The following is a 15,156-nucleotide window of genomic DNA, read 5'->3' on the forward strand; positions in this document are numbered from 1 at the left end:
GGCGTCAGGGGGCCGGGCGCGGCAGCAGCCGGCCAACCAGCTGGCTCAGCTCGCTGCGCGCGGCCGAGCGCAGCGCCTCGGACGAGGCGCTGGGAAAGAGCTTGCTGTCGAAGGGCGCACGCAGCCGCACCACCCAGAGGCCGGGCGGCAGTTCGGGTTGGCCGTCGAAGGCCGCGCGGATCTGGCGTTTCAGCAGCGAGCGGGTGACCGCGCGGCGCGCATGGCGCTTGGGCACGATGGCGCCCAGCCAGCAGGCCTGCGGCGACTCATCCACAGCGGTGTGGAGCGCTTGTGCGTCGCCTGTTGATAACTCGCCCACAGCTGTGGATAAAGCCTTGGCAGGCTTTTTCGGTTGGCTGGGGCAAGCGGCGAGGTGGTGCACCGCGAAATGGTGGCTGCGCACGCGGCTGGGCTTGCCCAGCACGCGTTCAAAGTCGGCCGATCGCACGATGCGGCCGATCATGTCGTCGATCCGACTCAGACCGCCAGGCGCTTGCGGCCCTTGGCGCGGCGCGCGGCGATGACGGCGCGGCCGCCGCGGGTCTTCATGCGGACCAGAAAGCCATGGGTACGGGCACGGCGGGTCTTGGATGCTTGGTAGGTGCGCTTCATGATGGAAACCTCTCGGGGATCGAAGGACGTCGGCTAATGCTTAGCGTCGGCTCTAGCTGTTGTTGGCAATCAGTCAAAGGATGCGGTGGGCATCCCGAACACCGGGCTCGTCGGCAGGCCGATCGAAGCCGGCACCCGCTGATGGCTGCCGCGCCGGGGCGCCGCTGATGCGTTCACCGCGCCTGCAAGCCGCTCGACCGGGCTGTGAACAAGCCCGACCCAACACCTGCCGGCGCCTGTGCGAAAAGAGCTGCGGACCGTCCTGCCCGAGGCCTGATCAGGCCTTCAAGCGGGCGCCATGCACTCTTTCCTGCGTCCGGAAAACCCGCAATTACACCAAAGATTCAGCCCTCGGTCAATTCCGCGCGGCCGACCACCCGGGTTTGCCGGGGATTGACCGACGCAAAAAATCTGTGGATAACCCCCGATCTCGCGGCCCAAAATCCGTACAATCCGGCCGCTCTAGAACAAGTTTTCCACAATGAGCGCAGACATGCTTGGCGCAGACCTGTGGCAGCGCGGCTGTGAACGCCTGGCTGCCGAGCTGCCCGAACAACAATTCAATACCTGGATCCGTCCGCTGCCGCCGGCCACCGTGGCCGACGGCGGAGCCGGCGACGGCCTGGTGATCTCGCTGCGCGTGCCGAACCGCTTCAAGCTGGACTGGATCCGCAACCAGTACGCCGGCCGCATCGAGGCCATCCTGAGCGAGCTGGCCGGCAAGCCGGCCAAGCTGGACCTGGCGCTGGCCGCGCGCGAACCGCTGACCCGCGTGGCGGCGGCGCCGGCCAGCCAGCCGATCGCCGTCGGCCAGGTGCTGCACAACGGCCTGCGCCCGGTGGCGGCAGCGCCGGCCGCCACCCCGGCGGCGATCAGCGCGCCGCCCGCCGAGCCGGCGCTCGCCCAGCTGCCGCCCAGCGCCAGCCGGCATCGCATCAACCCGGCGCTGACCTTCGACACCCTGGTGCCGGGCCGCGCCAACCAGATGGCACGCACCGCCGCCCTGCATGTGGCCGGCGCGCCGGGCGCGATGTACAACCCGCTGTTCATCTACGGCGGTGTCGGTCTGGGCAAGACCCATTTGATCCATGCGGTCGGCAATGCGCTGCTGAAGGACAAGCCGGATGCGCGCGTGCTCTATCTGCATGCCGAGCAGTTCATCTCGGACGTGGTCAAGAACTACCAGCGCAAGACCTTCGACGAGCTGAAGGCCAAGTACCACTCGCTGGACCTGCTGCTGATCGACGATGTGCAGTTCTTTGCCGGCAAGGACCGCACGCAGGAGGAGTTCTTCAACGCCTTCGAGGCCCTGCTGGCCAAGCGCGCCCACATCATCATGACCTCGGACACCTATCCCAAGGGCCTGGTGGACATCGACGAGCGCCTGACCAGCCGCTTCGACGCCGGCCTGACGGTGGCGATCGAGCCGCCCGAGCTGGAGATGCGGGTCGCGATCCTGATCAAGAAGGCCGAGGCCGAGCAGACGCCGATGCCCGAGGACGTCGCCTTCTTCATCGCCAAGAATGTGCGCGCCAACGTCCGCGAGCTGGAGGGCGCGCTGCGCAAGGTGCTGGCCTACAGCCGCTTCAGCCACAAGGAAATCAATATCCAGCTGGCGCGCGAGGCGCTGAAGGACCTGTTGTCGATCCAGAACCGCCAGGTTTCGGTGGAGAACATCCAGAAGACGGTGGCCGACTTCTACAAGATCAAGATCGCCGATATGTACAGCAAGAAGCGCCCGGCCTCGATCGCCCGGCCGCGCCAGATCGCGATGTACCTGGCCAAGGAGATGACCCAGAAGAGCCTGCCCGAGATCGGCGAGCTGTTCGGCGGCCGCGACCACACGACGGTGCTGCACGCGGTGCGCAAGATCGGCGGCGAGCGCCAGAAGAACACCGAGCTGAACCAGCAGCTGCATGTGCTGGAGCAGACGTTGAAGGGCTGATCGTCGGTTGAGGTGAGCGAAGCGCGTTGCCGCGCGCTCTAGCGAAGCGCGCTTCGCGCGCTTTCCCGGGCGGAAAACGGCCCATAAGTAGGTGAAAATGCACTGTTGCCCCGAGCGGGCGCCGTGCCACGCGAAACAAAGCGGAGAGAGGTTCAAACATGATCGTGTTGAAAGCCACCCAGGACAAGGTGCTGAGCGCGCTGCAGGCGGTGGCCGGCATCGTCGAGCGCCGCCACACGCTGCCGATCCTGGCCAATGTGCTGATTCGCAAGAGCGGCGGCATGCTGGAGCTGACGACCAGCGATCTGGAGATCCAGGTGCGCACCAGCGCCGAGCTGGGCGGCGACGAGGGCAATTTCTCGACCACCGTCGGCGCGCGCAAGCTGATCGACATCCTGCGCTCGATGCCGGCCGACCAGACCGTCTCGCTGACCGCCAACGCATCCAAGCTGACCCTGCAGGGCGGCAAGAGCCGCTTCACCTTGCAGACCTTGCCGGCCGACGACTTCCCGCTGGTGCAGGAAGCGGCCGACTTCGGCCCCGCCTTCAGCGTGCCGCAGAAGACGCTGAAGGCGCTGATCAACCAAGTGCACTTCGCGATGGCGGTCCACGACATCCGCTACTACCTGAACGGCATCCTCTTCGTCGCCGAGGGCAAGAGCCTCACCCTGGTCGCCACCGACGGCCACCGCCTGGCCCTGGCCCAGGCGCAGCTGGAAACCGAGATTCCGAAGCAGGAGGTGATCCTGCCGCGCAAAACGGTGCTGGAGCTGATGCGCCTGTTGAAGGACGGCGGCAAGAACGAGGAAGACGATCAGCCGATCGAGATGCGCTTTGCCGGCAACCAGGCCAAGTTCTCCTTCAGCGGCATGGAGTTCGTCACCAAGCTGGTCGAGGGCAAGTTCCCCGACTACAACCGCGTGATCCCGAAGAACCACAAGTTCAATGTGACCCTGGGCCGCGCCCCGCTGCTGGCCAGCCTGCAGCGCGCCGCCATCCTGACCAGCGAGAAGTTCAAGGCCGTGCGCCTCAGCTTCGAGCCGGGCCTGCTGTCGATCGCCTCCAGCAATGCCGAGCAGGAGGAGGCCAAGGAAGAAATCGAGATCGACTACGGCGGCGATGTAATCGAGACCGGCTTCAACGTCACCTACCTGATGGACGCGCTGCAGAACATGAGCCAGGACATGGTGTCCATCGACCTGAACGACAGCGCCGCCAGCGCCTTGATCACGATCCCGGAACAAACCGGATTCAAGTACGTGGTCATGCCGATGCGGATCTGAGGCCGGCAGCAGAGAACAGAACAGTAGCGGGCCTGGATTTTGAATCCAGCCCGCTTAAGTGCTTTTAAAGGGCCGCCCCAAGCGGCCCCGCAGTGAGAGAGAAGAGTCCCCGATGAGCGAAAACACCACCCCGCAACAGCCCGCCGACGGCGGCGATTACGGCGCCAGCTCGATCCAGATCCTGGAAGGCCTGGAGGCGGTGCGCAAGCGCCCCGGCATGTACATCGGCGACACCTCGGACGGCACCGGCCTGCACCACCTGGTGTTCGAGGTCGTCGACAACTCGATCGACGAGGCCCTGGCCGGCCATTGCGACGACATCATCGTCACCATCCACACCGACAACTCGATCTCGGTCATCGACAACGGCCGCGGCATCCCGACCGGCGTCAAGATGGACGACAAGCACGAGCCCAAGCGCTCGGCCGCCGAGATCGCGCTGACCGAGTTGCACGCCGGCGGCAAGTTCAACCAGAACAGCTACAAGGTCTCGGGCGGCCTGCACGGCGTGGGCGTGTCCTGCGTCAACGCGCTGTCCAAGCATCTGCGCCTGACCGTGCGTCGCGACGGCAAGGTGCACCAGATCGAGTTCAAGAAGGGCGTGCCGCAGGACCGCCTGATCGAGATCCGCGACGGCTTCGAGGTCAGCCCGATGCACATCGTCGGCGACACCGACAAGCGCGGCACCGAGGTGCACTTCCTGCCCGACACCGAGATCTTCCAGCAAAACAACGACTTCCATTACGACATCCTGGCCAAGCGCCTGCGGGAACTCTCCTTCCTGAACAACGGCGTCAAGATCCGCCTGGTCGACGAGCGCAACAACAAGGAAGACAACTTCGCCTACGCCGGCGGCGTCAAGGGCTTCGTCGAGTTCATCAACAAGGGCAAGAACACCCTGCACCCGAACATCTTCCACGCCGTCGGCGACAAGATCTCGGAGCAGGGCACGAACATCGGCGTCGAGGTCTCGATGCAGTGGAACGACGGCTTCAACGAGAACGTCCTCTGCTTCACCAACAACATCCCGCAGCGCGACGGCGGCACCCACCTGACCGGCCTGCGTGCCGCGATGACCCGTGTGCTGAACAAGTACATCGTCGATAACGACCTGGCCAAGAAGGCCAAGGTCGAGGTGGCCGGCGACGATATGCGCGAGGGCCTGGCCTGCGTCGTCTCGGTCAAGGTGCCCGAGCCCAAGTTCAGCTCGCAGACCAAGGACAAGCTGGTCAGCTCCGAAGTGCGCGCGCCGGTGGAAGACATCGTCTCGCGCCTGCTGACCGACTACCTGCTCGAGAACCCGATCGACGCCAAGATCATCTGCGGCAAGATCCTCGACGCCGCCCGCGCCCGCGAAGCCGCTCGCAAGGCGCGCGAGATGACGCGCCGCAAGGGCGTGCTCGACGGCCTGGGCCTGCCCGGCAAGCTGGCCGACTGCCAGGAGAAGGACCCGGCGCTGTGCGAGATCTACATCGTCGAGGGCGACTCCGCCGGCGGCTCGGCCAAGCAGGGCCGCGACCGGAAGTTCCAGGCCATCCTGCCGCTGCGCGGCAAGATCCTGAACGTCGAGAAGGCGCGTTATGAGAAGCTGCTGACCAGCAATGAGATCCTGACCTTGATCACCGCCCTGGGCACCGGCATCGGCCGCGGCGCCGGCGGCGACGATTTCAACCCGGACAAGCTGCGCTACCACCGCATCATCATCATGACCGATGCGGACGTCGACGGCGCCCACATCCGCACGCTGCTCTTGACCTTCTTCTACCGCCAGATGCCCGAGCTCTGCGAGCGCGGCCACATCTATATCGCGCAGCCGCCGCTGTACAAGGTCAAGGTCGGCAAGCACGAGCAGTACCTGAAGGACGGCAGCGAGCTCGACGCCTTCCTGCTGCGGGTCGCGCTGCAGGACGCGCAGCTGTTCACCGGCATCGGCGACGCGGTCTTGAAGGGCGAGGTCTTCGAGGAACTGGCGCGCAAATACGTGCTGGCCGAGAACGTGATCGAGCGCCTGTCCAACTGGATGGACTTCGAGGCGCTGCGCGTGCTGGCCGGCGGCCTGGCCATCAACCTCGACACCAAGGAAAGCGCCGAGGAAGCCGCCACCGCGATGCAGGCCGCGCTGCACGAGGCCGAGGTCACCAGCGAATACGACACCCGCACCGACAAGCTCTTCCTGCGCATCAGCCGCCGCCACCACGGCAATGTGCGCTCGAGCATCATCAACGCCGACTTCGTCCACGGCGCCGACTACGAGGTGCTGGCCGAAGCCGGCCGCACCTTCAAGGGCCTGCTGGGCGAGGGGGCCCTGGTGAAGAAGGGCGAGGGCGAGAAGGCCAAGGAAAGCGCCGTCAGCGACTTCCGCGCCGCGATGGGCTGGCTGATGCAGCAGGCCGAAAACAGCGTCGGCCGCCAGCGCTACAAGGGCCTGGGCGAGATGAACCCCGAGCAGCTGTGGGAAACGACGATGGACCCGAAGGTGCGCCGCCTGCTGCGCGTGCAGATCGAGGACGCGATCGAGGCGGATCGGGTGTTCACGATGCTCATGGGCGACGAAGTTGAACCACGCAGGGATTTCATTGAGACCAATGCGCTGAGGGCGGCGAATATCGACGTTTGATCTGATTGATCATTGTCGAACTGCCCAGGCCGCAGGTCGCCACCGTTTGGTAGCGGCTGCCATTGCGCAATTGTAGGTACCCTGGCGAGTCGTAACGCCCAAGCAAGCCGTCCGTCTTGGCGGCTGCTTCCGTTAACTGCTACCGAAGCATCTGGCTTTTCACGGTCGAGGCGGCGCTCGACGAAGGGTTCCGTGATGTGCGCCCGAGGTGACTCGCGAGCTTCCCTTTAAGCTCGCGCGAAGACCGCAGCGAAGCGGTTGGCAGGAAGAGAAAGTCCATGAAGAGGGGTAATTGGCGGAAAGCGCCAATGGTGGTTATGCCCAAAACATCGGCGTAGCAGGGGTCGTATACATCCTGGAGAACGACGGACTCCGGGAGGGCTGGATCAAGATCGGATGCAGCAAGCGCTCTGGCGGTGCCCGCGCCCGCGACCTGAATATCGATGCGAACACCGGAACGCCGGGCACCTTCCGCTGCGTATTCGAGGCCCGCACTCTCGATTGTGGTCTCGCCGAACAGCATGTCTTCACCGAGCTCGCCGTCCATCGCCGCGGCAAGCGGGGTCAGGAGTTCTTCGAGGTCGACCTCGGCCGCGCCCAAGCGGTCATTCGCCGCATCTGCGCAGCGGTAGATCAAGCGGCGGCGGCCCTGCCCGCCCCACAAGCTAGGGCCTCGATGGCGCCAAGGCCGTACCCGACATTCCGTGCTCAACCGCAGCCCCCGGCCGCGCTGCCGGTACCGGCCCCTCAGGCTTCGCCGCTTCCCAGGGTTCTGCGCAATCGATTTGGAGGCCGCCGACCCGTACGCTTCAGACGCTTGGTGCTGGCCTCATTGGTATTTGGCGTCATTTGGATCGCTTCGCAAAGTTCGGACCGAGCGGATCGGCAGTCGCAGTCGTCGATGGCGGCTGAACGCACGACGGCAAGAGGTCAGAAAGCTCCTGCAGAACGCAGCCCCAATCTCCAATCGAAGCGCTCGACAGCCGCTTCAAACGGTTCACAGGCACGCGCGCCAGCGACATCCGCAAGCACGGCAATGCCGGAAGGCCTCCCCCACGCTGCGAACGGAAACGAAGAGGACCGCAGCGGCGACCCGCTGTTGACCCTCCTCCGCCAACACGAGTCGCGCGCGTCGGAAGCGATGGCTTCGCGCTAGACGACTCTTCGCGACAGCCCTGCGTTGGGGGACGATCGGCCCGGCCCATATGGCCCGCCGATTGCCCCCAATGCGCTCTATGCTCCACCCCAGCGCCCACCCCGGGCCGCCTCGATGGAGGATCGCGATGAGCAAGACCTTGCGCCCCCTTTATCCGCTGCTGCTGGCCGCCCCCCTGCTGCTGCTGTCCGCCTGCGGCACCCAGGTCGTCAACCCGGTCACGGGCAAGACCGAGCGCTCGGTGATGGACGAGGCGGCCGAGGTGCAGGAGGGCGCCAAGGGCCATGCCGAGGTGCTAAAGGAGTACGGCGTCTACGCGAACCCGCGGCTGCAGGCCTATGTGGACGGGCTGGGCCAGAAGCTGGCAGCGCAGTCGCATCGCGCCAACCTGAAGTGGACCTTCACCGTGCTCGACAGCCCGGAGATCAATGCCTTCGCCCTGCCCGGCGGCTATGTCTATGTGACGCGCGGCATCATGGCCTATCTGGAGAGCGAGGCCGAGCTGGCCGGCGTGATGGGCCACGAGATCGGCCATGTCACCGCGCGCCATGGCGCGCAGCGCGCGACGCGCCAGCAGGCGGCCGGCATCGGCGTGCTGGCGGCCAGCGTGCTGGGCGCGGTGCTGGAGGCGGGCGGCCTCAGCGGGGCCGGCAATCTGGCGAGCCAGGTCTCGCAGACGGCGGCGGCCGGCTATATCGCGTCCTACAGCCGCGACCAGGAATCGCAGGCCGACCAGCTCGGCGCCGAGTACCTGTCGCGCAACCATTACGACCCGCAGAACATGATCGACGTGATCCAGGTGCTCAAGCGCCAGGAGCAATTCGCCGCCGACCGCGCCAAGGCCGAGGGCAAGGCGGCGCCCTCGGGCTCGGGCTGGCTGGCCTCGCACCCGGCCAACGACAAGCGGCTGGCCGATATCCGCGAGTACGCGGCGCGCTACAAGGCCCAGACCGGCTATGCCGACGACGGCCGCGAGCGCTATCTGCAGGCGATCGCCGGCATGAGCTTCGGCGACAGCGCCGAGCAGGGCCTGGTGCGCGGGCGCAACTTCTATCACGAGCAGCTGGGCATCGCGCTGACCGCCCCGCCGGGCTGGACCATCCAGAACGGGCAGGACGCAATCCTGCTGGTCAACGGCGCCGCCGACGCGGCCCTGGTGCTGCGCATGGTGCCGCCCAAGGCCGGCAGCACGCACGAGGAGGTGATCCGCAAGGTGCTGGAGCCCGTCGACGGCCGCACCGAGCGCCGCACGATCCACGGCCTGGCCGCCACGCATTTCACCGGCACCGTGCGCAACCAGCAGGGCCAGACGCGCCCGGTGACGCTGACCCTGGTCAGCGGCCCCGGCGAGCGCACCTACTGGCTGCAGCATGCGGCCAAGAGCGCCGAGGCCGGCCAGCGCGCGCAGGCCGAGCTGGCCGAGGCCGAGAACTCCTTCCGCGCGCTGAGCGCGGCCGACCGCCAGGCGGCCCAGCCCTGGAGCGTGCAGGCCGTGCCTTATCCGCGCGGCGGCTTCGCCGAGCTGGCGAAGGCCTCGCCGCTGCCGGCGGCGACGGCCGAGGCCCAGCTGCGGCTGATGAACGGCGTCTACGGCGGCGGCCCCGAGCCCAGGCCGGGCGCCATGGTCAAGGTCGTGCGCTGAGGGGCGCGCCGGCCCGCCGGCCGCCTCACCTCAACGGCAGCTTTCCTGCCTTCAGCTGCCGCAGCACGAAGCTCGACTTCGTGTGCCGGATGCCGGGGATCTTGTAGAGCTGCTCGCGCAAGAGGCGCTCGTAGTCGGCGGTGCCGCTGACGGCGATGCGGATCAGGTAGTCGTAGTCGCCCGAGACCAGATAGGCGTCGAGCACCTCGGGGATGGCCTCCAGCGCCTGGCCGAAGCGGATCAGCGCGTCGTCGGTATGGCTGTCCAGGGTGGCCTGCACGATCACGGTGTCGCCACGGCCGGACTTGGCGGCGTTGATGCGCACCGAGTAGCCCTCGATCACGCCGGCCTCCTCCATGCGCTTGATGCGGGTCCAGCAGGGCGAGCTGGTCAGCCCGACCTGACTGCTCAGCTCGTTCAGGCTGATGCGCGCATCGCGCTGCAGCGCTTCGAGGATGGCGATGTCGAATTTGTCCAGGTCCATTTTGCGATCTCGGCTCGATTCAGAAAACTTTGCTGCAGTGTCGTTCAGCCACAGCAAATACGGAAGCCTTTTCTGCGCTCAATCGCCGACATTGTCTGCATGGATAGTTTGCTCGTTGATGCCCCCAAGGCCACCGCCGTCGCCACCGTCACCGCCACGCCGGCCGCGCCCCGCCTCCCCCGCCCGGCGCGCAATGGCGCCCAGGTCCTGCTCGACACGCTGATCGAGCTGGGCGTCGACACCGTGTTCGGCTACCCCGGCGGCGCGGTGCTGCCGCTGTACGACGCGCTGCACGGCGAGCCGCGGCTGCGCCATGTGCTGGTGCGCCACGAGCAGGCGGCCGTGCATGCGGCGCAGGGCTATGCGCGCACGACCGGGCGCCTGGGCGTGGTGCTGGTCACCTCGGGGCCAGGCGTGGCCAACACGACCAGCGGCCTGCTGGACGCGCTCAGCGACTCGGTGCCGCTGCTGTGCATCGCCGGCCAGGTCGCCACCCATGCAATCGGCAGCGACGCCTTCCAGGAATGCGATGCGCTGGGCATCTCGCGGCCGGTGACCAAGTGGAATGTGCAGCTGCGCGACCTGCGGCAGATCGAGCAGAAGCTGCGCATCGCCGTGGCGGCGGCGCGCGGCGGGCGGCCGGGGCCGGTGCTGGTGGACTTCCCCAAGGATCTGCAGCAGCAGCCGATGCCGACCGCAGCGGCCGCGCCCGCCTGGCGGCCGCCCGCCCGGCAGGCGCAGCTGGCGACGATGGCGGCGCGCAAGCCGCCGGCGCAGGGCCAGATCGAGGCGGTCGCGGCGGCGCTGCGCGCGGCGCGGCGGCCGGTGCTCTATGGCGGCGGCGGCCTGATCAATGCCGGCGCGCCGGCCTGCCAGGCCTTCACCGAGCTGGCGCGGCTCACCGGCGCGCCGGTCACCCTGACCCTGATGGGCCTGGGCGCCTACCCGGCCTCCGATCCGCAATGGCTGGGCATGCTGGGCATGCACGGCACGCTGGAGGCGAACCTGGCGATGCACGAGGCGGACCTAGTGGTCTGCGTGGGCGCGCGCTTCGACGACCGCGTCACCGGCCGCCTGGCCGATTTCTGCCCGCAGGCGCGCATCGCCCATATCGACATCGACGCCGCCTCGATCAACAAGATCGTGCGCGCCGACCTGCCCATCGTCGGCGACTGCGCCGAGGTCGTGCCGTCGCTGCTGCAGGCCTGCCGCCGCGCGCCGCCCGACCCGGCCCTGCTGGCGCCCTGGTGGGCGCGCATCGAGCAGTGGCGCGCCAAGCGCAGCCTGGGCTTCGAGGACCGCGCCGACTGCATCGTGCCGCAGGCGCTGATGACACGGCTGCAGGCGGCGCTGGCCGGCCGCGATGCGATCGTGTCGACCGACGTCGGCCAGCACCAGATGTGGGCCGCCCAGCATCTGCGCTTCGAGGCGCCGCTGCGCTGGCTCACCTCGGGCGGCGCCGGCACCATGGGCTACGGCCTGCCGGCCGCCATCGGCGCGCAGATTGCGCACCCGGACAAGACGGTGGTCTGCGTCAGCGGCGACGCCTCGGTGCTGATGAACATCCAGGAGCTGTCGACGGCCGTCCAGCACCGCACGCCGGTCAAGCTGGTCTTGTGCAACAACGGCTATATGGGCATGGTGCGGCAGTGGCAGGAGCTGATCCACGGCGGCCGCTACAGCCACAGCTACACGGCCGCGCTGCCGGACTTCGTCGCCGTCGCGCGCGGCTTCGGCTGGCAGGCGGGGCGGGTCGAGCGGCGCGAGGAACTCGACGCCGCGCTGGCCGAATGCCTGGCGGCGCCGGGGCCCTTCTTCCTCGACGTGCGCGTCGCCGGCGAGGAGAACTGCTTCCCGATGATGCCGGCGGGCCGCGGCCACCACGAGATCCTGCTCGGCGCGGACAGGCCCTATCGGCCGTCCTGATCGAGCGGCCACAGCGGCCGGCGCAGATGCCGGTAGGGCAGCCCGGTCAGGTCCACGCGCAGGCTGCCCGGCGTGTCGGCATAGAAGCTGGCCACGGCCAGCGGATCGAAGCCGGCGCGGAAATGCTGGGTCGACTTGACGACCACCAGGCGCTTGGCCTGCAGAGCTATGCCCAGCTCGCTGAAGCAGTCGGGCGAGAAGACCTGCTGGCGCAGGCTGTTCAGCACGAGGTCGACACCCTGGACGCGCAGGGCGACGGCGGCACCCAGCGGATCGCGCGAGCCGGGCACCAGGCCGCGCTGCGTCGCATCGCTGCGGCAGGCCAGCACCTCGACCTCCAGATCCAGCGGATCGCCCGACATCGGCCCGACCTTGCCGCCGACGCGCAGTGCCAGCCGCGCGCCGACGCCGGCCGCCGTGGCAATCGCCACCGCCTGCGGATCCCAGATCATGCCCAGGGCCGCATCGCGCACGCCGCGCTGCAGCAGCGCGCGCAGGATGAAGCTGCTGTCGCAGGCGGCGCCGCCGCCGGGGTTGTCGGCGCTGTCGGCCAGCACCACCAGGCCCGGCGGCGCGGCCAGCGCCGCGTTGATCGCCTCGTCCATCGGCAGGCGCGGGCTGCTGGCGCGCTGGCGCAGCGCATAGAACTCCTCGGCCAGCGCCTGGACGATCGCGACGACGTCCTGCTCGGCATAGGCCAGCAGGGCCGCGCCGGTGTGCTCGGTGTCGGACCAGGGAAAGCCGTGCAGCGCCGACACCGTCAGCAGGCCGGCGCAGCGCTCGCTGTCCTGCAGGCGCTGGACGAATTCGCGCATCGGCGATTCGGTGGTGCCGAAGATGCCGGTCATCGGCACCCGGCGCCATTGCGCGCGCAGCGCCTTCAGCTCGCCGCGCGCCATGCGGCTCAAGAGGCCGTGCAGCTCGACGCCGCGCGGCGCGTAGTCGGTATGCGGATATTCCTTGCAGGCGATCAGCACGGCGCCGGAGTCGACCATGGCCGGGCTCAGATTGCAGTGCAGGTCCAGCAGCGCGCCGACCGGCACCTGCTCGCCGACCAGGGCGCGCACGCGCTGCAGCAGATCGCCCTCGCAGTCCGGATAGCCCTCGGCCAGCATGGCACCGTGCAGCACCAGCAGCACCGCGTCGACGGGCATGGCAGCCTGCAGATCGGCCAGCAGCTCGTCGCGCAGGCGCTCGTAGTCGGCGCGCGGCAGCGGCCCGGCCGGCTCGGCCTGGGCGAACAGACCCGGCAGCAGGGTGTCGCCCTGGCGCTTGGCGGCCTCGAACACGCCGCCGAGCACCGCCTGCTCGCGCAAGCGCGCCAGCGCCTGCGGCTCGCTGCCGCGGATCAGCACGCCCTCCTCGAAGGACTGCCGGCTGGTCGGCAGCGGCGAGAAGCTGTTGGTCTCGTGGATCAGGCCGCCGAGAAATAAACGCATCGCTGTCCCTCCAGAAATCAAACAGCACCCGGGGAGCTGGCCGGGCCAGTCCGTCGGGTGCTCGCGCGGCGCAGACGCGGCGCGTCTGCGGGCGTGGTTCAAATCAATACCATTGATTGAAGCCGATCATGTGGTGCGCCAGGCCCAACCCCAGCAGCACGGCGAAGGACAGCAGCCACAGCAGGGCCAGCAGGCGTGCCCACTTGCTATGCGCCGAGCCGGCCTGGAACACCGACTTGGCATGCCAGGCCGAGGCCAGCAGGCCGCCGCCGAAGGCCACGAGCGTGGCGATCTGCGCCAGCGGCAGCAGCACCGTGGTGTCGTCCAGGTTCTCCAGCGCCATCACGCAGGCGGTCCACAGGCCCAGCGCGACCAGCACGCCGACGCAGGCCCAGCGCACCCAGCCGACGCTGCTGGCCGGCGCGGCCACGCCATGCTGGCGGCGCAGCACGGCCACCAGCGGCCACAGCAGCGCGGTCAGCGCCGTCACCAGCGCCGCGCCGCACAGCAGCAGCAGCGCCGCCGGGCTGGCCAGCGCCGGCACCGGCTCGAAGACGAAGGCGAAGGCATAGGGCTGCATCGCCCAGCGTGTGACCTTGCCGTTTTCGACCTGCGCCTGGATGCGGCGCTTGCCATGCTCCTCGTCCCAGACGAAGGGGCTGATCTCCCGGAACACGCTGCGCGCGCCGGCCAGGTCGACGGCGATGCGGCCGTCCTTCAGCGCCTCGACCTTCAGCGGGCTCAACAGCGCCAGCAGCGACAGGAAGGTGGAATCCTCGCGGCGCGTCGTGCGGTGGGCGCCGGCCATCAGCTGCGCATGGGCCTTGGCCGTCGCTTCGTCGACCTGCGGCTTGGCGGCCGCGCGTGCGTCGGGCAGATAGCGGTCGGCAAAGCCCTCGAACACGCGGTCGCGCAGCCATTTGCCCATGCCGCGCTCGCCGCCGGCATTGAAGGAGACGTAGACGCCGATGTTCTGCTCTGGGAACAGCGCCAGGTCGGTGTGGAACAGCACCGTGTCGCCGCCATGGCCGAAGGCGCGGTGGCCGTTGATGTCCTTCTGGTAGAAGCCCAGGCCGATGCCGCTGACCTCGGGCAGCGGGCGGTAGACCTGGGTGAACATTTGCTTCAGCGTCTCGGGCTTGAGCAGCTGGGCGTCGCCGAGCCTGCCCTGGTTCAGCATGGCCAGCATGAAGCGGCCCATGTCCTCGCCGGTGGCCGAGAGGCTGCCGGCCGGCGGCAGGCTGATGATCTCGAAGCCGGTGCCGGCCTTGTCCTGGCTGTGATAGCCGAGCGACATCTGCGGCTTCAGCGCCTCGGGCAGCGGCTGGCGGAAGGTCGCCTGCTTCATGCCGATCGGGTGCAGCACCTTCTGCTCGATGTAGTCGTCGAAGGGCAGGCCGCTGACGCGCTCGACGATGTAGCCGGCCAGCGCGGTCGCGTAGTTCGAGTAGCCGGGCGTGCTGCCGGGCTCGTAGACATAGGGCGGGACATAGGCCTTCAGCACGCCGCCGAGGTTCGGGCCCTTGTCCGCATAGGTCAGCAGATCGCGCGCGGTCTCCTCGAAGCCGCTCGTGTGCTGCATCACATGGCGCAGCGTCAGCGCCTTGCCGCTCTTGTAGGCGGGGATCTTGAAGTCCAGGTACTGGTTCAGGTCGGCGTCGAGGTCGAGCTTGCCGGCCTCGACCTGCTGCATCACCGCCACCCAGGTGAACAGCTTGGAAACCGAGCCGGGGCGAAACAGCGTGCGCTGCGCATCGACGGCGATGTTCTTCTCCCAGTCGGCGAAGCCATAGCCTTTCTGTACCAGCACCTGCCCGTCCTTGACGACGACGACGACGGCGCCGGGCACGCGCGCGGTGCGCAGCGCCGCCGGTAGCAGGCCGTCCAGCCAGGCCTCGGCATCGACGGCACTCAGCGCCACGCCGGCCGCGCCATTGGGCGTCTGGCTCGGGGCCGACGCCGTCTGCGCCAGCACCGGCTGCAGGGCGCCGGCGCACAGGGCAAGCGCCAGCACGCGCAGTTTCTTGAACATCAGGGTCTTCATGCGGGTTG

At 68.3% G+C, this 15,156-nt stretch carries 11 protein-coding genes; 6 read left to right on the forward strand and 5 right to left on the reverse strand.

What is annotated here, in order from left to right:
* Positions 1-4: 4 nt before the first annotated feature.
* Both QWJ38_RS02385 and rpmH read right to left on the reverse strand, forming a co-directional pair.
* The gene (locus QWJ38_RS02385) at positions 5-463 is read right to left on the reverse strand and encodes a ribonuclease P protein component (protein WP_290357433.1); all 459 of its coding nucleotides are present in this window, start codon (positions 461-463) and stop codon (positions 5-7) included.
* A 14-nt stretch (positions 464-477) separates the two neighbouring features.
* Positions 478-612: a 50S ribosomal protein L34 gene (rpmH, locus tag QWJ38_RS02390; RefSeq protein WP_054021782.1), complete on the reverse strand. Its 135-nt coding sequence runs from the start codon at positions 610-612 to the stop codon at positions 478-480.
* Between the two features lie 493 nt (positions 613-1,105).
* On the opposite strand from rpmH, the gene dnaA reads away from it, so the two are divergent.
* From dnaA to QWJ38_RS02415, 5 genes are all read left to right on the forward strand, one after another.
* Positions 1,106-2,557: a chromosomal replication initiator protein DnaA gene (gene dnaA / locus QWJ38_RS02395; RefSeq protein ID WP_290357434.1), complete on the forward strand. Its 1,452-nt coding sequence runs from the start codon at positions 1,106-1,108 to the stop codon at positions 2,555-2,557.
* Between the two features lie 158 nt (positions 2,558-2,715).
* On the forward strand, positions 2,716-3,840 hold the full coding sequence (gene dnaN, locus QWJ38_RS02400) for a DNA polymerase III subunit beta (protein ID WP_290357435.1): 1,125 nt from the start codon (positions 2,716-2,718) through the stop codon (positions 3,838-3,840).
* 112 nt (positions 3,841-3,952) lie between these two features.
* On the forward strand, positions 3,953-6,457 hold the full coding sequence (gene gyrB / locus QWJ38_RS02405) for a DNA topoisomerase (ATP-hydrolyzing) subunit B (protein WP_290357436.1): 2,505 nt from the start codon (positions 3,953-3,955) through the stop codon (positions 6,455-6,457).
* Positions 6,458-6,749: 292 nt separating this feature from the next.
* Complete coding sequence (locus tag QWJ38_RS24000) at positions 6,750-7,613, forward strand: GIY-YIG nuclease family protein (RefSeq protein ID WP_350340432.1); 864 nt, start codon at positions 6,750-6,752, stop codon at positions 7,611-7,613.
* 127 nt (positions 7,614-7,740) lie between these two features.
* Positions 7,741-9,255, forward strand: a complete 1,515-nt coding sequence (locus tag QWJ38_RS02415; protein WP_290357438.1) for a M48 family metalloprotease — start codon at positions 7,741-7,743, stop codon at positions 9,253-9,255.
* Between the two features lie 25 nt (positions 9,256-9,280).
* Here QWJ38_RS02415 and QWJ38_RS02420 read toward each other — a convergent pair whose 3' ends face one another.
* On the reverse strand, positions 9,281-9,739 hold the full coding sequence (locus QWJ38_RS02420; protein ID WP_290357439.1) for an Lrp/AsnC family transcriptional regulator: 459 nt from the start codon (positions 9,737-9,739) through the stop codon (positions 9,281-9,283).
* Between the two features lie 99 nt (positions 9,740-9,838).
* Between QWJ38_RS02420 and ilvB the strand changes: the two genes are divergently transcribed.
* On the forward strand, positions 9,839-11,665 hold the full coding sequence (ilvB, locus tag QWJ38_RS02425; protein ID WP_290357440.1) for a biosynthetic-type acetolactate synthase large subunit: 1,827 nt from the start codon (positions 9,839-9,841) through the stop codon (positions 11,663-11,665).
* Here the strand turns inward: ilvB and QWJ38_RS02430 are convergent.
* Together QWJ38_RS02430 and QWJ38_RS02435 are read right to left on the reverse strand one after the other, a co-directional pair.
* Positions 11,650-13,104, reverse strand: a complete 1,455-nt coding sequence (locus tag QWJ38_RS02430) for a M81 family metallopeptidase (RefSeq protein WP_290357441.1) — start codon at positions 13,102-13,104, stop codon at positions 11,650-11,652. The two genes, ilvB and QWJ38_RS02430, sit on opposite strands and share 16 nt — an antisense overlap.
* Positions 13,105-13,207: 103 nt before the next feature.
* Positions 13,208-15,148 (reverse strand): serine hydrolase domain-containing protein, encoded by a 1,941-nt coding sequence (locus tag QWJ38_RS02435; protein ID WP_290357442.1) that lies wholly within the window; start codon positions 15,146-15,148, stop codon positions 13,208-13,210.
* Between the last annotated feature and the right edge of the window lie 8 nt (positions 15,149-15,156).

This window comes from Roseateles violae (assembly GCF_030410485.1).
Lineage (GTDB): Bacteria > Pseudomonadota > Gammaproteobacteria > Burkholderiales > Burkholderiaceae_C > Roseateles_D > Roseateles_D violae.